Raw genomic sequence first — 20,962 nt, 5'->3', positions numbered from 1 at the left:
ACCTGATGGCTCGGAAAACGCGGCAAACCAGATGCTGATTTAGTCGTAGACGCAGGAATCGAAGCCTTCGCGCTTCACCGTGCCGATGCGTGCCGCGATGATATTGCCGTAGCGGCGCGTGAAGCCGGACGGGTTCTTCACGTCGCGCGTCTTGGGGCTGGGCAGGGCGGCGGCGATGCGGGCGGCCTCGACAGGCGTCAGGTTGGTAGCCGACTTGCCGTAGTAACGCTGCGCACCGGCTTCCACGCCGTAAGTGCCGATGCCGGTTTCGGCTACGTTGAGGTAGACCTCCATGATCCGGCGCTTATCCCACAGGTTCTCGATCAGGAAGGTGAACCAGACCTCGAAACCCTTGCGCAGATAGCGGGTCCAGCCTTCGCCCTGCCAGAGGAACACGTTCTTGGCAGTCTGCTGGCTGATCGTCGATCCACCGCGAATGCGACCACCGGCGGCATTGCGCTCGAACGCTTTTTCGATGGCATCGGTGTCGAAGCCGTTATGCGTGCAGAACTTGCCGTCCTCACCCGCGATGGCGGCGGCGACCATGTTGCGGTCGATCCGGCTCAAAGGCTGCCAGTCCTTGGTGATGCCGTTGCCGTCCACCAGCATCGTCACCGTCACCGGCGGCGGCACGAAGCGGTAGAGCACGGTCAGCCCCACGCTGATGGCGACGAACCAGATGATGACCTTGGCAAGGATGCGCAGCAAAGGAAGGGAGCCCCGAATTCTCAGATTGACGCCGCCTGCCTAGCGAGGTTGCGCGAGGGGCGAAAGGTGGCGTGCGATCAATCGCGGGTATCGAATGCGGTCCTGGCCGTCTGAACGTCGCCCAGATGCTTCTCCGCCCAGAGCCAGACGCCGCAGAATGCCTCGCCCAGGCTGTGGCCCAGCGGGGTGAGGCGATAATCCACATGTGGGGGGATCACGGGGTGGACGGTGCGATGGACGAAACCGTCGCGCTCCATCTGGCGCAGCGTCTGCGTGAGCATCTTCTGGCTGATTCCGGGAACCGTGCGGGCAAGCTGGCTGAAGCGTGATTCGCCACCTTCTTCCAGAGCCTCCAGCACCAGCAAGGTCCACTTGTCGGCCACGCGTCCGATCAGTTCGTTGACGAGAGCGTCCACGCCGGGGACATTCGAATAGCTGGTGATCGACGGATTTTTCATTTCTTACCTACTGGTTCGTACCATACTGTTAGGTGCCTACTTTCCAAAAGAGAGTATAAGTTCCAAATCGTCTTCGCAACCTTCCTCTCACCTCGTATTTACGGAGTTCCCCATGAAGACCAGTGGCAACACCATCCTTCTTTCCGGCGGCGGTACGGGCATCGGCCGCGAACTGGCGCAGCGCTGGCATGATGCCGGCAACGTCGTGATCGTCACCGGGCGTACGCTTTCCAGCCTGGAAGAGACGGCAAAGGGGCGTGCGAACATTCACCCGATGGCGCTGGATGTCGGCGATCCGGCGGGGATCCGTGCCTTTGCGCAGGATGTGCTGGCGAAGTTCCCGGCGCTCAACGTGCTGGTCAACAATGCCGGGATCATGCCGCTGGAGGACATTTCGAGCTCGCGTGATCTGTCGCGGGCAGAGGCTTGCGTGACCACCAACCTGCTGGGCCCGATCCGCCTGGCCGATGCTCTGATCGATCACCTTTCGGCGCGACCGGATGCGGCGATCGTCAATGTCAGTTCCGGGCTTGCCTTCGTGCCGCTGGTGGCGGCGGCGGTCTATTCGGCGACCAAGGCGGCGATCCATTCGTGGACCGATTCGCTGCGCTTCGCGCTGGCCGGCAAGGTAGAGGTTATCGAACTGGCGCCGCCGGCGGTGCAGACCGAACTGACCCCTGGGCAGTCCACGCGGGAGGGCTACATGCCGCTGGGCGATTTCACCGACGAAGTGATGAGCCTGTTCGCACAGCAGCCGACGCCCGAACTGATCGGCGTGCAGCGCCTTGGCTTTCTGCGCAATGCAGAGGCGGAAGGCCGCTATGCCGAGACGTTCGCCACTCTCAACGCGCCGCACACCTGAAAAACGGCTCACCGCTGGAACCATCCGGCGGCCGGTGCTATCACTGTATGTTGCAGCGCAGCATCGGCGGCACGGCCATGTTTTCCAAAGACAAGCACGTACATTACCTGGATCTCGCACTTCAGGGTGGAGGCGCGCACGGCGCCTTCACCTGGGGTGTGCTCGACGGGCTTTTACAGGATGAACGGTTGATCCCCGGCGCCCTGAGCGGGGCAAGTGCGGGGGCCATGAATGCCGCCGTGCTGGTTTCGGGCCTCGTTAGCGGCGGGCGCGAGGGCGCGCGGGATAGGCTTCGCAGCTTCTGGAAGGAGCTGAACCGCTCCGGCCGAGAGGCGGGGCCGCTGATTCCGATGATCGAGGCGTTTCCGCAGACATCGCGCGCGCTCTCGTCCTGGTGGTCGACCGTGTTCGGAGACGTGGGCATGGCCCATGCTTCCCCCGAACTGGGTCGGGAGATGCAGGAAATCCTGCGCAAGGTGATAGACAAGCACGTCGATTTCGATGCGATCCGCAGCGAAGAGGCGCCGCCGTTGTTCGTTTCGGCTACCAATGCCCGATCGGGCGCCTTGCGTCTGTTCCGCAATGCCGATTTGACCAGCGATGCGCTGCTCGCCTCGGCCTGTCTGCCGCTTTATTTCCCTCCCGTCACGATCGACGGGAAGGATTATTGGGACGGCGGCTACAGCGCCAATCCGCCGCTGGTTCCGCTGGTGCAGGAAAGCGCCAACGACGATCTGCTACTGATCACCGTGAATACCCAGGTACGTTCCGAAACCCCGCGCAATGCCGCCGCAATCATCGATCGGCTGACGGAAATCGGCTTCAACCAGTCCATGCGCAAGGAATTGCAGGGGTTGGTGCTGCTGCAATCCGCGATCGGGCAGGCCCGGACGAAGGCCGGCGCGAAAGATGGGCTGGTCGCGCAAGTCGAGCGGCTGCGGCTTCATGAGATTCACGATGAGCCCACGCTTGCCGCCATGCCGGCGCAGACCAAGCTGCTGCCGGTGCGGCATCTGCTGCTGAAACTGCACGATGCCGGCGAGGCGGCGGCCAAGCTGTGGTGCGAGGCCAATGTCGAGCATCTTGGCAAGCGCAGTACCGTGAACTTCGCCAAGCGCTTCGGCCCGGCCTGACGCCAGTGCAAATGACAAAAGAAAACCGGGCCGCCCTTGCGAGCGACCCGGCCGATCTTTTCACCAGAATGCTGACTGAAGTTACATCGCCGGAACCAGCTTCTTGCTGGTGGCGATGCGGGCCATCGCCTTCTGCAGCTTTTCGAAAGCGCGAACCTCGATCTGGCGCACGCGTTCGCGGCTGACGTTGTAGACCTGGCTCAGCTCTTCGAGCGTCTTCGGGTCTTCGGTCAGGCGACGTTCGGTGAGAATGTCGCGTTCGCGGTCGTTCAGCGAGTCCATCGCCTCGACCAGCATGTCGTGGCGAACGGTGGCTTCTTCCGCATCGGCAACGGTCTCGTCCTGCAGCGGGCGGTCATCCGCAAGGATGTCCATCCACTGGCCTTCGCCTTCTTCGCGCAGGGAGACGTTCAGCGAAGCATCGCCGCCCATCATCATGCGCCGGTTCATGTTCACCACCTCCTGCTGCGACACGCCGAGCGTGGTCGCGATGGTGGCGACATCGTCCGGATGCAGGTCGGTGTCCTCGTAAGCGTCGAGGTTCTTCTTCATGCGGCGCAAGTTGAAGAACAGCTTCTTCTGGCCCGCGGTGGTGCCCATCTTCACGAGCGACCACGAGCGCAGGATGAACTCTTGAATCGACGCCTTGATCCACCACATAGCATAAGTGGCGAGGCGGAAGCCCCGATCGGGCTCGAACTTCTTGACCCCCTGCATAAGGCCGATGTTGCCTTCGGAGATCAGTTCGGAAACGGGCAGGCCATAGCCACGGTAGCCCATCGCAATCTTCGCGACGAGGCGAAGATGGCTGGTTACCAGCTGTGCAGCTGCTTCGGGATCCTCGTGTTCCTTGTAGCGCTTGGCGAGCATGTATTCCTGCTCGGGCGCAAGCACAGGGAACTTGCGGATCTCGGAGAGATAACGATTGAGGCTCTGCTCGCTGCCCAGCGAAGGTACCGCCGGGAGATTGCGTCGCTTGGTGTTCACTGTCATCCGTCCTTTCCGGTCGGCCCGCGGTCGAAGACCCTATGCAGGCATCTTAGCTTGGGGCCACCTTTGTAAGATAGCATGTTAATCCGATTTCACTGACGCAGTTCGTCGATCAGAGCCCGCATGTCGTCGGGAAGGGGGCTGGAAAATCGGACTGTCTCCCCAGTAACGGGGTGGACGAAGCCAAGTTCCGCTGCGTGAAGCGCTTGGCGGTGAAATCCGAGTCGTTGCACGACCGGACGAATCGCTGAAGGTGTACGTCCATATACTGGATCCCCCAATAGCGAATGCCCGATTGACGACATGTGAACGCGTACTTGGTGCGTTCTTCCCGTTTCGAGGCGACATTCTACAAGCGACGCGCCTTTAAGCGCTTCGATCGTGCGGTAATGAGTCACCGCGTGTTTGCCTCTGCCTTGTTCGACCAGTGCCATCTTCTTTCGGTTGGTATTCGAACGACCGATCGATCCGGTTACAGTGCCGGCAAGAGGAATCGGTTTTCCGGCCACGACGGCGCGATAGGCACGCTCGATCGAGTGGTCGGCGAACTGGGCGGCAAGGCCTTCGTGGGCGCGGTCGGTCTTGGCGACCACCAGCAACCCAGAGGTGTCCTTGTCGATGCGGTGGACGATGCCGGGCCGCGCCACGCCGCCAATTCCCGAAAGCTGGCCGCGGCAATGATGGAGCAGGGCGTTGACCAGCGTGCCGTCCAGATTGCCGGCGGCGGGATGGACGACGAGGCCGGCCGGTTTGTCGACGACGATCAGGTATTCATCCTCGAACACGACGTTCAGCGGAATGTCCTGCGGCGCCGCTTCGGCGGGAATGGCTTCGGGCACGGCGATGGCGAAAGGCGTGCCGGGTTCCACCTTGAGCGAGGCCTGCGCGGCAGGTTTGCCCGAAAGCGTGATGCGGCCTTCGCCCATCAGGGCCTTGATGCGTTCGCGCGAGAGGCCGCTGGCCTCTGCAAGCGCCTTGTCGAGGCGGCCACCGGCCTCCCCGATCGTACCTTCAATGATGTTTTCCATGACCCCCATTGTCTGTACGATTTGGGGATGAATGTCGAAGTGACAAGAGAGGTTGTTACCGCTTTGATGGAGGAAGCCGCGCGCTGCCATCCGGAAGAGTGCTGCGGCCTGCTGCTGGGGGCAGCGGCGGGGGAGGGCACGCGCATCGACCGTGCGGTTCCCGCTGCCAATGTCGCCCCTGAACGCACCCGCCATTTCGAGATCGATCCGGCGATGCTATTGGCCGCGCATCGCGCCGAGCGGGCCGGCGGGCCGCAGATTCTCGGCTATTATCATTCGCATCCTACGGGGCAGCCCGTACCTTCCGCCGTGGATCGCGAACATTCCACCGGCGATTTGCGGATTTGGGCGATCATCGGCGACGGGCGTGTTGCATTCTGGCGAGATAGCGGGAATGGTTTTTCACCAATTATCTGCGATGTCATCGGCGGGAATCATCCGGATTCGCCTATAGATTCTGCTGATGCGGCGCATCTTGCCCAAACCTGATCGCCACCTATCTGTTGGCCACCTGAAAGCATGGAAGTTTCCGCGAATATGAGCACCAGTGCGATCGAACTTGCCAGTCTCCTCTGTTCGCGCCTCTGTCACGACATGTTGAGCCCGGTGGGCGCGCTGTCGAACGGCCTTGAACTCCTGTCCGACGAGAAGGACCCGGAGATGCGCCAGCGCTGCTTCGAACTGCTGGACCAGAGCGCGCGGATCTCGGCAGACAAGCTGAAGTTCTTCCGCCTTGCGTTCGGCGCAGCGGGCGGTTTCGGAGACATGGTGCCGGTTACCGAGGCGCGGGCCCTGGTCGATGCGCTGATCGCCAACAATGCGCGGATCGTCGTCAACTGGTCGCTGGGCAGCGACACGATGCCCAAGCCGGCGATCAAGACGCTGCTCAACTTCGCGCTGATCGGGATCGAGGCGCTGCCGCGCGGCGGCACACTGGATATCGCTGCCGAACTGCGCCCCGATCAGCTCACTTGCGGCACCAGCGAGATCGTCGTGCGTGCGGCGGGTCCGCGTATAGCTTTCGACCGTGACGTCGGCCGGGCCCTTGAAGGCGCGCTGCCCGAGGGCGACCTGTCCAGCCGCACCGCACCGGCGGCGATGATCCAGCAGCTTGCGCAAAGCCTTGGCGGGCGGTTGCAATATGCACTGGGCGACGATGCGCTGGTGCTCGGCGCGGTTCTTCCCGGTATCTGACGGGCCGCAAGGGAAGGGCATCGGACGATGAACCGCTGGCTGGTCAACCGAGTCGTCGAATCGCCCAACCACAATGAGCGCAAGCTGCCGGTTTCCATGGTGGTGCTCCACTATACCGGCATGAAGAGCGCCGATGAGGCGCTGGAGCGCATGTGCGATCCGGCGGCGGAAGTCTCCGCGCACTACATGATCGACGAGGAGGGGATCGTCACCTCGCTGGTGCCGGAGGACAGGCGGGCGTGGCACGCTGGCCGGTCCTACTGGCGCGGGGTGACCGACGTGAATTCCGCCTCGGTGGGGATCGAACTGGTCAATCCCGGGCATGAATGGGGCTATCGTCCGTTCCCCGAACCACAGATGGACGCGCTGCTGCCGCTGCTGGCGGACATCATGGACCGGCACGACATCCCGCGCGCGAACGTGGTCGCCCATTCGGACATCGCACCGTCGCGCAAGCTGGATCCGGGCGAGTACTTCGACTGGGCCCGCCTTGGCCAACTGGGGCTCGCGCTGGAAATCCCGCCGGCGAAGATGAACCTGTTCTACGACAATCCAGGGGCTTTCTATTTGGCGCTGGAACGGTTCGGATACGACATCGCGGATGGTCGAGCGGCGGTCAGTGCGTTTCAGCGCCGCTGGCGGCCCGAGATCATCGATGGCGTGATCGATGGCGAAATCGGCGGAATTCTCTTCGAACTGCTGTTGGAGCGTGACACCGGTCGTGCTAGGTGACCGCCCGCACCGGGGAGCCGGGCAGCCGCGGGCATCTTCGGATGCGCGAGGAAAGTCCGGGCTCCACGAAACAAGGGTGGCGGGTAACGCCCGCCGGGCGAGTCGGGTTTTCAGGCCCGGCGAAGCTTAGGGAAAGTGCCACAGAGAGCAGACCGCCAACCGGGGCAACCCGGAAGGTAAGGGTGAAAGGGTGCGGTAAGAGCGCACCGCGCTACCGGTAACGGCAAGCGGCATGGCAAACCCCACCCGGAGCAAGACCGAATAGGGGCTGCGCGCCATCTTGAATGGCGGGTTCGTTTCGGACCCAGGCAGCCCGGGTTGGTCGCTTGAGCGACGCAGCAATGCGTCGCCTAGAGGAATGGCTGCCACCGCGGCGTAAGGTCCCTCTGTTTGGGAGACCACGCCAGGTACAGAACCCGGCTTACAGGCTCCCCGGTGCGTTACGATCCTGAGCGGCGACCTGAATGACAATGCCGTCTGCAGTGTCGCACGCCTGGATGAACCAGCGATTCTCGCCCTCCAGCCCGATTGCCGTCAGCGTGCCGTGGACATAGGCGCCGGTGTCGATGCCGATGCGGTTGGAGCGGATTTCCGGCTGCTGGGTGATGGTGTGCCCATGCACGACCACTGCCCCGAAATCGCCGGCATGCGTCAGGAACGGCTCGCGAATCCATCGGCAGTCATGGCCCAACTGATGGTCCAGCGGCGTATCCGGCCGCACCCCGGCGTGGACGAACAGATAATCGCCGATGCGCACCATTTTCTCGAACCCGTCGAGGAAATCGAAATCGTCCTGCGGGATGGCATCCAGCATCGCCAGTTGCAGTTCTTCCGGCTCGGCTGCCATCACGAAACCCGGGTCCACGCCATAGGAGATGATCGTCTCGCGCCCGCCATACTTCACGAAGCTGCGGAAAGCGTCCAGCTTGCGTGCGGCGACCAGCAGCATCTCCTCGTGATTGCCCTGAATGAAGTCCACCCGGCGTTCGCGCGACCATCGCCGCGCCCGGTCGATCACGCCGGCGCTTGCGGGGCCGCGGTCGATCAGATCGCCAAGCAGGATGACGTTGCTGACGGCCTCACCCCGATTGGCGTCGTCGCGCTCGATCGCGGCGATGAGTCCCTCAAAGAGGTCGAGCCGGCCATGAATGTCCCCCACGGCATAGACGCGCTGGCCTGGCGGCAGCTTGGGCGTCCATTGTCTGGCGGGACGGGCGACAAGATTTTTGAGCTTTGAAAGCATTCTATGCCGGCCGGTATACGCCGCGCCCGGAGCCTGGGCAAGCGCGCCGCGCTGCAACTGCGAGTGGCAAAAAGTCCACACTTCGTTTCCCGATTGTTGCTTTTCTGAAATTTTCCTTGTGCGTTTTCTTGGTGCGATGCAGCATTATTGTGCTGACGCACGCTGTCCCGAAACGAGGACGCGGCGAAAAGCGCAGGTGGGAACGAAGCACCAAAAAGAATTTGTGAGGGAATGAACATGGTTATGTCCGTCCGTGGCCTTATCGCCGCGACCCTTCTTGCGGGCTCCGCGCTCGCAGCGACCCCCGCCTTCGCCGACGAAGCCGACGCTCCCAAGGACTTCACCGTCACCGGTAACGTTGCGCTCACCACCGATTACCGTTTCCGCGGCGTTTCGCTGTCGAACGGCGATCCGGCCATCCAGGGCGGCATCACCGTTTCGCACAAGAGCGGCGTCTACGTCAGCACCTGGTCGTCTTCGATCCATGGTGGCGACGTCTACGGCGATCAGGAACTGGACCTCATCGCCGGCTGGACCGGCGGCCTGGGCAGCAGCGGCCTGACGCTTGACGCCGGTATGCTGTATTACGCCTATCCGAGCGGCCACGTGGGCGATGCCAACTACTGGGAACCTTACGCATCGCTTGCCTACTCGGTCGGACCGGCCAAGCTGAAGGCGGGCCTTGCCTATGCGTGGAAGCAGAAGGGCCTGCTAACCATCAACGGCTACAAGCACGACAACGTCTATGTCTACGGCAACGTCGACGTCGCCATCCCCAATACGCCGGTCACCGTGTCGGGCCACCTCGGCTACACCAACGGCGTGCTCGCGCCGTGCTATTACTGCAATGGCGACAAGACCGGCGTCGACTATTCGATCGGCGCTTCGATGACGGTGTACGGCCCGCTCTCGGTTGGCGTCAGCTACGTCGGCGTCAGCGGCCCGAGCATCGACAGCTACACCAACGACGCGGTGGTGGGCACGCTTACCGCTTCGTTCTGATCCAACGAAAATTCGCAGGAGGACCCGCCCGGAGCATTCCGGGCGGGTTTTTCGCGTCCGGACGCTGCGATTGCGAGAACATGGTGGAGTGGCAGGCTTGGTCTGGTCTATCGTGCCCCATCCAAGTCAAAAATGCGTGCGGACGCCCGCAAAGGTGCGCTGCCGTTTTCCAAAGGACATCCCGTGACCAAGTACCTTCACACCATGATCCGCGTGACCGATCCGGACGCGACGATCGCCTTCTTCGAACTGATCGGGCTGAAGGAAACGCGCCGATTTTCCAGCGAACAGGGCCGTTTCACGCTGATCTATCTGGCCGTGCCGGGCGAGGAATCGGAAGTGGAGCTGACCTATAACTGGCCGGCCGAGGACGGTTCGTTTGAGGAATATACCGGCGGACGCAATTTCGGCCATCTCGCCTTCCAGGTCGACGATATCTACGCCACCTGCCAGACGCTGGCCGATGCGGGCGTGACCATCAACCGCCCCCCGCGTGACGGGCACATGGCTTTCGTGCGCACGCCCGACGGCATTTCGGTGGAACTGCTGCAGGACGGCCGCCTCGAACCCGCAGAGCCCTGGACCTCGATGCCGAACGTGGGTTCCTGGTAATACGGAAAGTCGACGCTGCCTCTGGCGGCGTCGACCATTTCCCCGGCAGGTTAGGGCCGAGTTGGGGGCTGCGGCGCGAAACGCAGGATCGCGAAGCCCAGCAGCGATGAGAACAGCGATCCGGCCAGCACGCCCAGCTTCGCTTCTTCCACCAGATCCGGAAAGCTGGGGAAGGCAAGGGCGCCGATGAACAGGCTCATCGTGAAGCCGATTCCGCACAGCACTGCCATGCCCCAAAGTTGCATCCAACTCGCGCCTTCGGGCCGGGATGCAAAGCCGGTACGATCGGCCAGCACGATCGCGGCGAAGATGCCGATCTGCTTGCCCAGAAACAGACCAAGGGCGACGCCCAGCGGCACCGGATCCAGCAAACTGCCGCCGGTAACGCTTCCCCCAAGCGCAACGCCCGCGTTGGCAAAGCCGAACAGCGGCACGATCAGAAAACTGTTCCAGGGCGCCAGCGCATGTTCCAGCCTTAGCAGCATCGATTCGCGGTGCAGCGGTCGCAGCGGGATCGTGAAGGCCAGCAGGACGCCGGCGACCGTGGCATGGATCCCGGAATTCAGCACGCAGATCCACAAGCCAAGGCCCAGCAGCAGATAGACCGACAGGAACGGAACCCGCAGGCGTCCGCAGGCCAGCAGCGCGATCAGCACTGCCGCTGCGCCAGTGGCCCAAACGGGATCAATGTGCGCAGTATAGAACAGTGCGATCACCGCAACCGCGCCAAGATCGTCGACAATGGCGACGGTCAGCAGGAACAGGCGTAGCGATGCCGGCACGCGGCGGCCGAGCAGGGCAAGCACGCCCACTGCGAAGGCGATGTCGGTTGCTGCCGGGATCGCCCAACCACGCTGGGCGGGTGGCTCCAGGCCGGCGGTCGCAAGATAGATCAGTGCAGGCGCAATCATTCCGGCCAGCGCCGCCAGTACGGGAAGCCGCCGCCGCGCCGCGCTGGACAGTTCGCCGTCGATGATCTCGCGCTTTATCTCCATCCCGACGACAAGGAAGAACACCGCCATCAGCGCGTCGTTGATCCAGGCATGTAGCGTGTCGAGTCGCGCTACGGGGGTCCAGCTCAGCGGATGGTGAAACAGCTCATGGTAACCATGACCAAGCGACGAATTGGCCACCAATAGCGCCATTATTGCGACGAAAATCAGCAGAATCCCCGCCGAAGCCTCGCTGCTTATTAACTTTATGAAACGGAACGCCAATTCATTGGCGTAATTGCGCTGTGCACTCATAAGTCCTGTCTCGGGCAGACTTGGCGGCGATGCAAGCCGTCCATGCAATCCGGATGCCGGCCTGACGGTAACGTCAAGGCTTCACCCGGAATGCGGCCTGTCGGGGTTCGGGGGGACTACGTGGTAACAGCTGGTGCGATTCAGCAGGCGCTCGTGTGCCTGCAGCATGTCGAGCAGGAACTGCTGCTCTTTACGGCGTTCTGGCTCTTGCTGGGCGCTTGCGACGATCTGGGCACGGACATTGCGTGGCTTTGGTTGCGGCTGACGGGCAGGGCGCGCGGTACACGCCTTTCGCAGGAGGACTGCGATGCGCCATTGAACGGACGCGTCGCGATCCTTGTGGCCGCCTGGCAAGAGGATGAGGTGATCGGCCACACCATCCGGCACGCGCTTGCGGCATGGCGACAGCAGGATTTTCGCCTTTACATCGGTTGCTATGCCAACGATCCAGCAACGCTGGCGACTGCGATGGACGGAGCGGGGCAGGATGCCCGCGTACGCCTGGTGATCCATTCGCGCCATGGCCCCACCACCAAGGCCGATTGCCTGAATCGCCTTTACGACGCCCTGTGCGAGGATGAGCGGCGCTGGGATCAGCCGTTCCGCTGCATAGTGCTTCACGATGCCGAGCAAGTGGTTTCGGTTGCACACCTAAAAATCCGCAGATTTGCGTTATCCCCACAGCCTGGGGGTCAAATTCGACCAGTCCTGCTGGCTCGCCATCCAGAGCGGGTGATCAGGCAGGCTGGGAGTGGGGCGGATCGTGTCCGGTCGTCCTTTGCACTTGGAACAGCGCAGATGCAGGTGCGCGATGGCGGTCGCCGTGTTCCAGCCATGGCATAGGAACCAACGATAGACCTTGGCGCTGTCGAGGACGCCTTTGTGGCCGCAGCGTCTGCACACGACTTCGAGGTTTGCGTCACGCCTCGGAAAATCCCCGAGGTCTTTGAAGCCGATGTTCGCTCCAACGTCACGGGAACAGCTTGAGTTGATCCGGGTGCGGTATGCCTGGGTAGTCGTTCAGACGATCAACAATGGCCTGAGCAAGCTCATTGGCCGCTTTTTCGCGCATCCGTTCGTCGGGCATGGTTATGCCAACTCGCGCCCAAGCAGGGGCGTTGAGGATGGCCTCCGATAGCTCGCTGGTTTCGAGTCGGTCCATGCGGCGAGAATAGAACGTAACAGGAACATCGGCAAGCGGGTTGAAACCAAATGCACCAAATGACAGGCTGATCCTCCATTGGTTCGGAGGTTCGAAAATGTCATCGCGTATCGTTCAGCAAGCCGTTTTGGATCGGCTACGAGACGGGCCTGTCGAGGCGGTTGATGGAACGCTGCCTCTCCCGCCGCATGAACGTGGCGAGGTTGAGGCTGCCATCGAGGGATTGAGGAAACTCGGTCAGGTGCGGATTTATGGAGCGCCGAACGCGAACTTCTTCTTCGGGATTGATCCCGAGGCATTTTACCTTTCCAGGCACGAACACCTAGTCAGGCAGTGATCCAACGATGACGAAGCCCGGAAGGCATCTGCCGGGCTTTCGGGTCGTTAGGCGTTCTGCTGTTCGACCGGCATGTCTGCTTCCGGGCCGGACATTCCAACGATCTGGAAGAACTCGTTCATATGGTGGGGACCGACGCGGACTTGCCCATCCCAGTGTTTGATTGTGTCCGCCGGGCGCTTGTGCAGCCAGAAAAGATCGAGCCGCTTGTTGGCTAGCTTCTCACCCCAAGTGCGGCGATTGTGCTTTATCAGGTTCGTTAGCAGGTAAAGGTCTTCCAAGCCTTCGGCCACCGGATAACCCATCTCGCGCACCATCTCTACCAGATCATAGTGTTTGACATATTCCTGATCCACCCACTTGAGTGCGCTGCGCTCCCAATGGTGATAGAGCGTGATGACGAACGCCTTACGTAGCGTCGATCCATTCTCCACCGCTAGCCCATGTTGATAATCGAGAATTTGCTCCTTGCTCCAAACTATAAAGCCGTCCTCATCTTCTTCGCCCTCCCACTCGGCACCGTTGCTCAAGGCCTCCGCGTAGTCGTCGATTTCATGAAGGGCCTTCGTAGCCCTTTCCTCAAGCGCGAGGTGAGCGGCGTCATAGCTATCAATGATGGACCGCAATCCGTCGTGAAAAGCCCAACCATGCTCATTGAAAAAGAGCCGTACCACGTCATTCCCCCTTGTTGCGCGGGTCCAATAGCAGCCAAAGAAAAAGCCCGCCAGCATCCTGACGGGCCTCGGTATTGCTTCTCAGGTTATCGTTTAGGCGGGCAATCGTCTTCGTCGAACAGACGGTCAATATCGGCCAGGCCGAAGCCAGAGATTGTGTTACCACCCTTGATGACCAGATTGTTGATGTCAGCTTTACCGATTAGACCCGGCTTCACGCGGATTTCGTCTTCGGCCATTTCAAACACCCTGTCGCCGTCTGGCGTCTTAAGCACGATGTTACTAGGCAAAGCCCCAATGAGCCTACCGGCCAACCTGCCGACTTGAGCGCCAATGTCACCAAGGGTATTGCCGTCTTCCATTAGCACTTTTGCGTAAGCGTTCCCATCGGCGGCATCCTGAGCCACACGAACCATGTCAGGCATTGCCTGGGCGGTCGCTCGTTCCATGGTGCGCTTGATCGCCTCTTCAAGCTCTTCGCGCATAATCTCTTTTACGGTCTTCATCATTCTCTCTCCCACTTCTCGTGTCGGGTTGTCGTTTAATTAGTTTCTCGGCTGTGGTGGTGCCAACGGCACACTGAGCGAGGCAATTGCTTCCTCGATTGCTCTGGCAAGTGGACAAAAGATGTCATTGCTCAAGAGCGTCAGTGCGTCATCGAGCATGATCTCTACCGCTTCATCGGCTGGGATCGGTGTTGCCTCTAGTTCGATCTTATCCATGTCTCTCCCCCTCACTTCGGAAATTCAAACAGGCCGGTTTCATCCAGCTTCATTGGCCTTGGTAGTGGTGCTGCACCTTCCTGATACGCACGGCCATTCGTCCACACTCCTTTGTTCTCTTCGTAGAACGCATCTGCGTCTAGGAACTCTCTATCGGCATTGAATGTGCGGACGAGAGGTTCAGAGCAAAGGCCGTAGAATGGAGAGAAGAGGAAAGTGGCTGAGAAGTCACCGTCCGCATGTTCTCCAAGGCCGAGGCTCTGGGTGATGAGAGTGACAATGCGGGTGTAGCGGGAAGGGCTAGAAACGGGGTTCACGAACGGCACGACGACAACAAGGCGTTCGTCACTCATCGACGGGTTGAGAATGTCAATGCTGCTCTGTGAGTGAACCAGATGGAAGATGTAAGGGAAGGCTTCCAGTGCTTCGAGAAGCTCTTGCTTGGCGGTGTAGGGAAACTGGATTGCCGCCGCCGTGATATCCAGGATGTCATCCTTGATGTGGTTGCGAGCATATCGCGCGAAGGTCCAATAGCGGCGGGTGTTGCTTACCTTGTGCTGATCGCGAAGGCTGCGCATAGTATCTGCCATACTCACGTTACCGGGTTCAGCGTAAAAATCGTGAGTATGTGTCATGCGGACGACGTTCTTCTTTGCGCGTCCGGGAAACTCGGAAAGTGTTAGCTTGGGGTTGGTCATTTGGATGCTCCTCTCTGGATTTCTCCTTCCAGAGTTATTTATCCCAAGGAGCAAAAAACCCGCTCAAATAGGCTCAAAAGCCTGATCTGCTAACTACGGGATGACAACATCATCCCGTGCCGGTCTTGGCCTCGTAAAGACATATGAAGACTGTAAGCTGAAAGCCTATCTCTGCCCCGCAAGTATTTGGACTATCGGCTGGGGGCGCACCACCAACGTCAAGAAGGGCGACACCTGTACGCAGGCACAAGCAGATGCTTGGCTCGTTGCCGAATACGACAGCTTTGAGAAACAGGTCCGCGCACTGGTCAAGGTATCGCTTACGGCGAACCAGCTAGGGGCGCTAACATGCTTCGCCTACAATGTCGGCGTTGGAGCCTTCAAGTCCTCCACCTTGCTCAAGCTGCTCAACGCCGGGAACTATCAGGGCGCGGCAGAGCAGTTCGCTCGTTGGAACAAGGCGGCGGGCAAGGTAATGGCAGGGCTCACGAAGCGCCGTGCGGCGGAGGCCGATCTGTTCAAGCGTAAATAGGGGGGATGCTCGAAAGGGCTGCTCAATCCGAAACGCATCCAGCATAATTGATACAGGAACCCCGTAGGCTTATGCTTGCGGGGTTTCAGCTTCTCGGACTTGCTTAAATCGTGAGCAGACCTCTCTGGTAGACACCGGCTGCTTCGAGCGCTTCGTCTCGTTCTATTCTGGCGCTGAGGCGATCACACTCTTCCTTCCAATCTGGCCGAATGGCGTGTTGGCACTTGGAGTAGGTTGGAAATAAACCGCGTGCAGCATTTTCAGCTATCATTGTACCGCGATGAAGTGCGCGGCTGGTCAGGATTTTGAGGGCGTGACGGTCATCAATCCCAATGTCGTTACCGTTGTGCTGATCTTGAGCAATTCGAGCGCTGTAAGCGGTGCTGATTTGTGCGATTACGCCGATCTCGTATAGCTTGGCACTTGAATATCCAGCCCTCACCCACATACATTCCAAATAGCGCATCAGGCTCCCGAGATTCTTTTTTACGGGAAGCAAGGAATAGGTGGGGCGTGAAGCCTCGATTATCTGTTTATCGTCGTTTGTCGCGGACATAATTTGTGCAATTTGATTGATTATCTGTGACTGCGATAAGCCCGTGGGAATGGACACGATAAGAGAAGGTCGTTTGCCTTCATCAGTCCAACGACCTTTTATGTATTCGTCGGCTTTCGCATTCAGTCGAGAAAGAGGTGTGGCCGTATCAATTACAAGTTCGTCGATCAATTGAACGGAAGGTCGTTCTCCTTGAAACCCAAAGTGACGAATTCCTTTATCGAGCCACCATTCGTCAAAGGTCATGCTGCCGACATCGCCTAAATTATCATAAACCGATAGTACGGCTTCAAAGTCCGGTGGCAGTCTCGAACGGTCGCTATCCCTGAGTGTATTCGTCCTCGCTCGCCGTGCCAGTTCGTAGCTCGGGCTCATATGCAGGTACTCAAACCACAGAGCGCCGAAACGCGCCTGCTCAAGGTGAGCCCAGCGGCCTCCGATCGACAAAGGCAAGGGATTTTCGGCGGGATTTTCGACCATAGGTTATCTCGTTAGGGCCAAGGCGATCTAGATAATCACGCTCTGGGATAACCTCGGACTATCAAATCCTCACCACGGAGCAACCCGCAACGCTGGAAAATAGAGGAAATCCCTAGACATGACGAATAACTCGAACACCGACACCGCAATTGAAGCCCTGAGCACCGAAGCGCTCACTCAGCAGGTCAACATCGCGGAGAGCACCGAAAAGCTCTTTGCACTTGAGGGCAAGGCGTCCGATCTCCGTGCCCGTGTCACTTACCGTGTTTGGAAGTTCATCAACGACAACGGCGCTGCCAACGTGGATGCCCACGCGAAGGAAAACGGTTACTCGTCCACCTCGACGAAGTATCCGCTCCATGTCGCGGTACAGTTCGTGCTTGGCCTGAACATCTTCAACAATACCACCGACGAGCAGCAGAAGGATCGCACCAACAAGGTCCGTCCCTTCATGCTCAGTGTGGATTACATGAACCGTGTCTCCGACAAGCACGACTTCACCGCGATGGGCGAGGACGAGTTCGTGACGTTCTACAAGGATGCCGGTCAGCAGTCGGGTATGGAAAAGCTGTTGAAGCAGCTTCAGCGCCCGGAACCCGTGGATAGCGAAGGCGACCCGCAGGCCGATAACGTGATTGACGAGGCTCTGGAAAGTACGGCTGCGCAGTCGATCAAGAGCAATGCGCTTCCCGGTGTGGCAATGGGCAAGCCCATGATGTGCATCGTGCGGAACGATGGCGACAACATCGTGTTCCTGCCTCTGCCCAATGCCGCACCCTCGGTTATTGCCGATATGGCCGCGTATCGTTCCACCGGCATGGAAACGGCTTCGGATGCGGCGCTGTTCTGGCATGAGGTCGCGACGGTTGCACCGGCAATCATTCAGGACATCGAGAAGAGCAAAATCCCTGTCGAGCCTGTTGCCAATGACGACGAGGTGAATGCTTCGACGCCTATGCTCCCGGCCTATGCGCTCTACCTGCTCGACGGAAGCACGCTGTCGGTCGCCAATTCGCGAATGCTCGATACCCGTGTGCTGACCATCGAGCCTCGCGATGGGGTCGAGACGCAAGCAAGCGCCTCCATCCCGCGTTTCATGGACAAGAAAACCCGCAACACCATGTTCGAGCGACTTGCGAAGCCGACCGTGTGCGCAGGTTACGGCGACAAGGACAGCATTTCGTCCGTTTCGAATGATGGTCGGCTCCGCATCAAGTTCGGTCACAAGTCCCGTGCGCTCAACGGTCAGCTTGCTTTCCCGAAGCTCTCCGAGTTGGGTTCGAACTGGACGCACCGCGTCAGCGCCAACTTCAAGGCGTCGGCAGTCGCATCGCTCGATGCTGTGGCGGTCGCGAAGCTGGGCAAGGAGTTCATGGCCGTGCTCGCCAAGAAGCGCCGTCAGGACAAGGAAGTCACGGTGACTATCCGGGATGGGGAAATCGGCTTCAAGCACGACAAGGGCCAAACCGTCGCCATCGATGCGAGCACGACTGGCAATGTGGAAGCGCGGGTTATGGCGAGTGACCTCCTGACTTGCCTGCCCACGCTGGCACCGCTGGACGCCGCTGGTGGCTTGGAAGTCGAGGTGGATGCGAATGGCATGTTGGTACTGGTGGTTCGCAGCAAGGTCGCCACGTTCCGTGCCCACATCCAGACGCTGGAAATCGAGCGCGACACCTGCAATCGCAAGTTGCTGGAACTGGTCGAGGCAACGCCTTCGACCGCCGCTGAAGAACCCGCCGCCGATCTGGCCGCGTGACCCTCTAGCCCCGCGATAGGCTTGTCCGTCGCGGGGCTACCTTCCCGGAGTTTTCTATGACTATCGACTATCGGGCGCGCCAGCAGGGCCGCGCCACCTATCTTATTGCCGGTCAGAAGCGCACCCACACGATGCCCGTCACCCCGATTGCCAAAGTACGCGGCGGCAATCTCCCGGCCCATCTCGCATCGCCGGCTGATCTTGATTTTCTGGATCCCGCCAACCCGTACTTCGTCACCGACCGCGCCCTGTTCTCCTATGGGCAGTTCATCGGCGGCAGCACGCCCAAGGGTATGTTTGATCGTCGTGCCGGTGTGACGATCCTTGGCGATAGCGGCGGCTTCCAGCTCATCAGCAATCCGGCGCTCTGGCACGGCAACACTACTCGGGCCAATGCCCTGTCGTGGCTGGAGGCGCACACCGACGAAGCTATGACGTTGGACATTCCCACGAGGGCAATTGGCAATAATCCGCTGTTTCCGACTTTCGCAGATTGCCTCAGCACGACCCTGACGAACAATGCGTTCTTCCAGCAGCACCGTCAGGGCAACACGCGGTTCCTAAGTGTATTGCAAGGCAGGGACCGGGCCGAAGCTATCCAGTGGCTCGATGCAGTGAAGGTGCAGCCGTTCGAGGGCTGGGCAGTCGGTGGCGACATGCGGCTCGATTTCGTCTGGCTTGTGGAGTTGCTGACCCGGCTTCGCGATGATGGCCTGACGGGCAAGCGGAATCGGCTTCACGTTCTGGGCACCAGTTCGCTCACACAGGGTGTCATGCTCTCCGCGATCCAGAAATCCTTTGCCGAGCTTCCGGGTGAGGAGGATTTCCAAATCACCTTCGACACTTCGAACCCTTCGCAGGTTATGACGTTCGGCCAGATGTACGGGCATCCGCTCATCACGCCTGACAGTGGAACCACGCCGGGACGCTTTGGGCATACTACCTTCAAGACCCCAGCGAGCACCGATCACTCGCAAGGCGATACGCGAAGCATTCCGATTAAGAGCAGCCGCATCAGCGAGGGGCTGACCATCGGGGACTTGTGCGCCATGCCGTCACCGGGCCGCAACAGCGCGTGGGATGCTCTCGCAGAGGCAATTGTCGTCCATCACAATCTGGATGCCATGCTCTCCGCGTTCGATGAGGCAAACTCCATCATGGAGATGCCGAGCAGCTTTGCCGTCCAGCTTGCGCCGTCGCGCCATGTGACTGCCTACAACGTCTTGCGTGGGGCGTTCAGGCACAACAGTCCGGTGGGGCATGTTAAGCGGCACAAGTCGCTGTTCGCCACGATCTGAAGTTCAGATCGTGTTGAGATGGGAGCCGACTGGCAGGCTCCCATCTCAGCCCTTCGGGCGCTCTCATAGGGCATCTGCAGGCTCACATAGGGCGTAGGTGTGCTGGACCGGACAAGGCGCTGTACGGGCTTCGCAGGGCAGGGGCGGGCCGCGTTTCCCTCGGCGCAGCCATACTTCTCGATACACCTCCTGGGGAGAAGCGAAGCGCTGGCTGTCCGCAGGACAATGCTCTGGCGAAGCCAAACCCAGGCCTGAACACGAAGTGTCCTACTCGGGAGATTTGTCGTGCCTTTCGTGGCGGCGCGACAGCGACGACGCGAAAGGTGCGAGAAATCGCGCCGTGTGCGCCTCTGGTCATATTCTCCTTGTGATGAAGTGGGTCTTTGTATGCGATACATATCTACTATCGTAGATATGGCTCTTATAAAATCCAGTTCGTCATAAGGGGAGTATGCCCGGAGTAGCTATTCATACTATGGGTCTTATAAAATCCTGACGTATCGACACTTCTATATTGAACCCTGAAACGCCCCTGTCGTATAAATAGACATAGAAGAAGTGCAGACTGAGAAACTGCCGTCTTCGGCAGTGGTCTGACACTTCAATCGGGTTGAACTGGTTCAATCTCCTTTTGCGAAAAGTCTTGGTCCGCTGCGTGTATCTCAGTCCGCGCAGCGGACTTTTCGCATTCAGGGAGAAGAGCCAAATGGCCACCAAAGATAATATCCGCAATGACGTCCTCGAACTGCTCTGGGACGAGTTCTGCAAGACCCGCAATTACCAGAAGCACAAGAACGATATCACGGTCACGATGACGTTCGACGACTACCTAAGCCTCTGGTCCAACACCCGCATCAACAGCCTGACAGTTCGCATGGATCGCGGCCCGCAAGCGGTTCGCTATTACATGACTAATAGCGTTCGCCCGGTGTGTAGCTGGATCAACAGGGAAGCGATGGTGCGCGGCGGTGAAATGACCGTCCACAATGCCAAGATCAGGAGCGCAGAGGATAGCAAGAGGCTGTTCCAGTTCGTAGCCGGGGACAAGCACTCCGAGGCATCGCGGGCACGTATCGGAGCATCAAAGCGCGGCACGAAGCAATCGCCAGCCCAGATTGAAAAGAGGACGGCGGCAAGGGTCGCAACAATGGCTCGCAAGAGGGTCGAGAGGGAGGCTCTAGGACTATGATGCATAAGTTCACCGGCCCAGAGCTTTTAGAGATGAGAGGGTACGTTGCTCTCTGTCAGGATCACCCGGCGCTGTTTGTAGGCGAGAAGCCATTCATCAAGGAAATGGCGAAAAAGGCCGATAGGATGGCGATGGTTCTCACCAAGAAGCAATACGATTGGCTGCTCCTCATCATCGATCGCGTTATCACGTTCAACGACAGGCAGCGTTCCTGAATTCTAAATTCTGCCTAGCTCTGTAAGGTGCGAAAATCACGGAATAATAGTGACGGAATCATCTCTAATGCAGTATAACGAGAAGGTAAGCCGGGTTGCCCAATATGGTGGCTCGGCTGCTTCATCAATTC

General features: G+C 59.7%; 24 protein-coding genes, 1 other RNA gene and 1 pseudogene. 14 read left to right on the top strand and 12 right to left on the bottom strand.

What is annotated here, in order from left to right; all coding sequences use genetic code 11:
• Window positions 1-39: 39 nt before the first annotated feature.
• Window positions 40-705, bottom strand: a complete 666-nt coding sequence (gene mtgA, locus ACZ1JV_RS21985) for a monofunctional biosynthetic peptidoglycan transglycosylase (RefSeq protein ID WP_465152624.1) — start codon at window positions 703-705, stop codon at window positions 40-42.
• Window positions 706-785: 80 nt separating this feature from the next.
• Window positions 786-1,166: a winged helix-turn-helix transcriptional regulator gene (locus tag ACZ1JV_RS21980; protein ID WP_465150526.1), complete on the bottom strand. Its 381-nt coding sequence runs from the start codon at window positions 1,164-1,166 to the stop codon at window positions 786-788.
• Window positions 1,167-1,278: 112 nt separating this feature from the next.
• Between ACZ1JV_RS21980 and ACZ1JV_RS21975 the strand changes: the two genes are divergently transcribed.
• Together ACZ1JV_RS21975 and ACZ1JV_RS21970 are read left to right on the top strand one after the other, a co-directional pair.
• On the top strand, window positions 1,279-2,028 hold the full coding sequence (locus ACZ1JV_RS21975; RefSeq protein WP_465150525.1) for an SDR family oxidoreductase: 750 nt from the start codon (window positions 1,279-1,281) through the stop codon (window positions 2,026-2,028).
• A 77-nt stretch (window positions 2,029-2,105) separates the two neighbouring features.
• A complete protein-coding gene (locus ACZ1JV_RS21970; RefSeq protein WP_465150524.1) occupies window positions 2,106-3,161 on the top strand; it encodes a patatin-like phospholipase family protein in 1,056 nt (351 codons plus the stop codon).
• A gap of 81 nt (window positions 3,162-3,242) precedes the next feature.
• On the opposite strand, the gene rpoH is transcribed toward ACZ1JV_RS21970, so the two are convergent.
• Window positions 3,243-4,154: an RNA polymerase sigma factor RpoH gene (gene rpoH, locus ACZ1JV_RS21965; RefSeq protein ID WP_465135806.1), complete on the bottom strand. Its 912-nt coding sequence runs from the start codon at window positions 4,152-4,154 to the stop codon at window positions 3,243-3,245.
• Window positions 4,155-4,243: 89 nt separating this feature from the next.
• Entirely contained in the window at window positions 4,244-5,188 is a 945-nt protein-coding gene (locus ACZ1JV_RS21960) for an RluA family pseudouridine synthase (RefSeq protein ID WP_465150523.1), read from the bottom strand.
• A gap of 18 nt (window positions 5,189-5,206) precedes the next feature.
• Here ACZ1JV_RS21960 and ACZ1JV_RS21955 point away from each other — a divergent pair, with 18 nt between their 5' ends.
• The 4 genes from ACZ1JV_RS21955 (at window position 5,207) to rnpB (ending at window position 7,545) form a co-directional block, all read left to right on the top strand.
• Window positions 5,207-5,668: a M67 family metallopeptidase gene (locus ACZ1JV_RS21955; RefSeq protein WP_465150522.1), complete on the top strand. Its 462-nt coding sequence runs from the start codon at window positions 5,207-5,209 to the stop codon at window positions 5,666-5,668.
• Between the two features lie 48 nt (window positions 5,669-5,716).
• Window positions 5,717-6,373, top strand: a complete 657-nt coding sequence (locus ACZ1JV_RS21950; RefSeq protein WP_465150521.1) for a histidine phosphotransferase family protein — start codon at window positions 5,717-5,719, stop codon at window positions 6,371-6,373.
• 27 nt (window positions 6,374-6,400) lie between these two features.
• Window positions 6,401-7,105 carry an N-acetylmuramoyl-L-alanine amidase gene (locus tag ACZ1JV_RS21945; protein ID WP_465135802.1) on the top strand — a complete coding sequence of 235 codons (705 nt, stop codon included), beginning with the start codon at window positions 6,401-6,403 and terminating at the stop codon, window positions 7,103-7,105.
• A gap of 9 nt (window positions 7,106-7,114) precedes the next feature.
• An RNA gene (rnpB, locus tag ACZ1JV_RS21940) (RNase P RNA component class A) lies at window positions 7,115-7,545 on the top strand.
• Window positions 7,546-7,772: 227 nt separating this feature from the next.
• On the opposite strand, the pseudogene ACZ1JV_RS21935 reads toward rnpB, so the two are convergent.
• A pseudogene (locus ACZ1JV_RS21935) lies at window positions 7,773-8,348 on the bottom strand (metallophosphoesterase); the annotation flags it as partial.
• A gap of 237 nt (window positions 8,349-8,585) precedes the next feature.
• Between ACZ1JV_RS21935 and ACZ1JV_RS21930 the strand changes: the two are divergent.
• Window positions 8,586-9,350 (top strand): TorF family putative porin, encoded by a 765-nt coding sequence (locus ACZ1JV_RS21930; protein WP_465135801.1) that lies wholly within the window; start codon window positions 8,586-8,588, stop codon window positions 9,348-9,350.
• 183 nt (window positions 9,351-9,533) lie between these two features.
• Window positions 9,534-9,962: a VOC family protein gene (locus tag ACZ1JV_RS21925; protein WP_465150520.1), complete on the top strand. Its 429-nt coding sequence runs from the start codon at window positions 9,534-9,536 to the stop codon at window positions 9,960-9,962.
• Between the two features lie 50 nt (window positions 9,963-10,012).
• Here the strand turns inward: ACZ1JV_RS21925 and nhaA are convergent, their stop codons facing one another.
• Window positions 10,013-11,209: a Na+/H+ antiporter NhaA gene (nhaA, locus tag ACZ1JV_RS21920; protein ID WP_465150519.1), complete on the bottom strand. Its 1,197-nt coding sequence runs from the start codon at window positions 11,207-11,209 to the stop codon at window positions 10,013-10,015.
• 120 nt (window positions 11,210-11,329) lie between these two features.
• Between nhaA and ACZ1JV_RS21915 the strand changes: the two genes are divergently transcribed.
• A complete protein-coding gene (locus ACZ1JV_RS21915; protein WP_465150518.1) occupies window positions 11,330-12,052 on the top strand; it encodes a glycosyltransferase in 723 nt (240 codons plus the stop codon).
• A gap of 127 nt (window positions 12,053-12,179) precedes the next feature.
• Here the strand turns inward: ACZ1JV_RS21915 and ACZ1JV_RS21910 are convergent, their stop codons facing one another.
• The 5 genes from ACZ1JV_RS21910 to ACZ1JV_RS21890 form a co-directional block, all read right to left on the bottom strand.
• Entirely contained in the window at window positions 12,180-12,371 is a 192-nt protein-coding gene (locus ACZ1JV_RS21910; protein ID WP_465150517.1) for a DUF6771 family protein, read from the bottom strand.
• A 384-nt stretch (window positions 12,372-12,755) separates the two neighbouring features.
• Window positions 12,756-13,439: a hypothetical protein gene (locus ACZ1JV_RS21905; RefSeq protein WP_465150516.1), complete on the bottom strand. Its 684-nt coding sequence runs from the start codon at window positions 13,437-13,439 to the stop codon at window positions 12,756-12,758.
• 29 nt (window positions 13,440-13,468) lie between these two features.
• Window positions 13,469-13,891, bottom strand: coding sequence for a hypothetical protein (locus tag ACZ1JV_RS21900; protein ID WP_465150515.1), 423 nt, complete (start codon window positions 13,889-13,891; stop codon window positions 13,469-13,471).
• Between the two features lie 36 nt (window positions 13,892-13,927).
• Window positions 13,928-14,104, bottom strand: a complete 177-nt coding sequence (locus ACZ1JV_RS21895) for a hypothetical protein (protein WP_465150514.1) — start codon at window positions 14,102-14,104, stop codon at window positions 13,928-13,930.
• Window positions 14,105-14,115: 11 nt separating this feature from the next.
• Window positions 14,116-14,802 carry a hypothetical protein gene (locus ACZ1JV_RS21890; protein ID WP_465150513.1) on the bottom strand — a complete coding sequence of 229 codons (687 nt, stop codon included), beginning with the start codon at window positions 14,800-14,802 and terminating at the stop codon, window positions 14,116-14,118.
• A gap of 100 nt (window positions 14,803-14,902) precedes the next feature.
• Here ACZ1JV_RS21890 and ACZ1JV_RS21885 point away from each other — a divergent pair, with 100 nt between their 5' ends.
• Complete coding sequence (locus ACZ1JV_RS21885) at window positions 14,903-15,334, top strand: lysozyme (protein WP_465150512.1); 432 nt, start codon at window positions 14,903-14,905, stop codon at window positions 15,332-15,334.
• A 103-nt stretch (window positions 15,335-15,437) separates the two neighbouring features.
• Here the strand turns inward: ACZ1JV_RS21885 and ACZ1JV_RS21880 are convergent, their stop codons facing one another.
• Entirely contained in the window at window positions 15,438-16,370 is a 933-nt protein-coding gene (locus ACZ1JV_RS21880; protein WP_465150511.1) for a hypothetical protein, read from the bottom strand.
• 118 nt (window positions 16,371-16,488) lie between these two features.
• On the opposite strand from ACZ1JV_RS21880, the gene ACZ1JV_RS21875 reads away from it, so the two are divergent.
• From ACZ1JV_RS21875 to ACZ1JV_RS21860, 4 genes are all read left to right on the top strand, one after another.
• Window positions 16,489-18,129: a hypothetical protein gene (locus ACZ1JV_RS21875; protein ID WP_465150510.1), complete on the top strand. Its 1,641-nt coding sequence runs from the start codon at window positions 16,489-16,491 to the stop codon at window positions 18,127-18,129.
• A 56-nt stretch (window positions 18,130-18,185) separates the two neighbouring features.
• On the top strand, window positions 18,186-19,427 hold the full coding sequence (locus tag ACZ1JV_RS21870) for a hypothetical protein (RefSeq protein WP_465150509.1): 1,242 nt from the start codon (window positions 18,186-18,188) through the stop codon (window positions 19,425-19,427).
• Between the two features lie 706 nt (window positions 19,428-20,133).
• The gene (locus ACZ1JV_RS21865) at window positions 20,134-20,616 is read left to right on the top strand and encodes a hypothetical protein (protein WP_465150508.1); all 483 of its coding nucleotides are present in this window, start codon (window positions 20,134-20,136) and stop codon (window positions 20,614-20,616) included.
• The gene (locus ACZ1JV_RS21860; protein ID WP_465150507.1) at window positions 20,613-20,831 is read left to right on the top strand and encodes a hypothetical protein; all 219 of its coding nucleotides are present in this window, start codon (window positions 20,613-20,615) and stop codon (window positions 20,829-20,831) included. Before ACZ1JV_RS21865 ends, ACZ1JV_RS21860 begins: the two co-directional genes overlap by 4 nt.
• Window positions 20,832-20,962: the final 131 nt, after the last annotated feature.

This window comes from Novosphingobium sp. BL-S-19 (assembly GCF_055521675.1).
The sequence above is the reverse complement of the archived record's forward strand: the minus strand, read 5'-3'. Positions and strand labels throughout refer to the sequence as shown.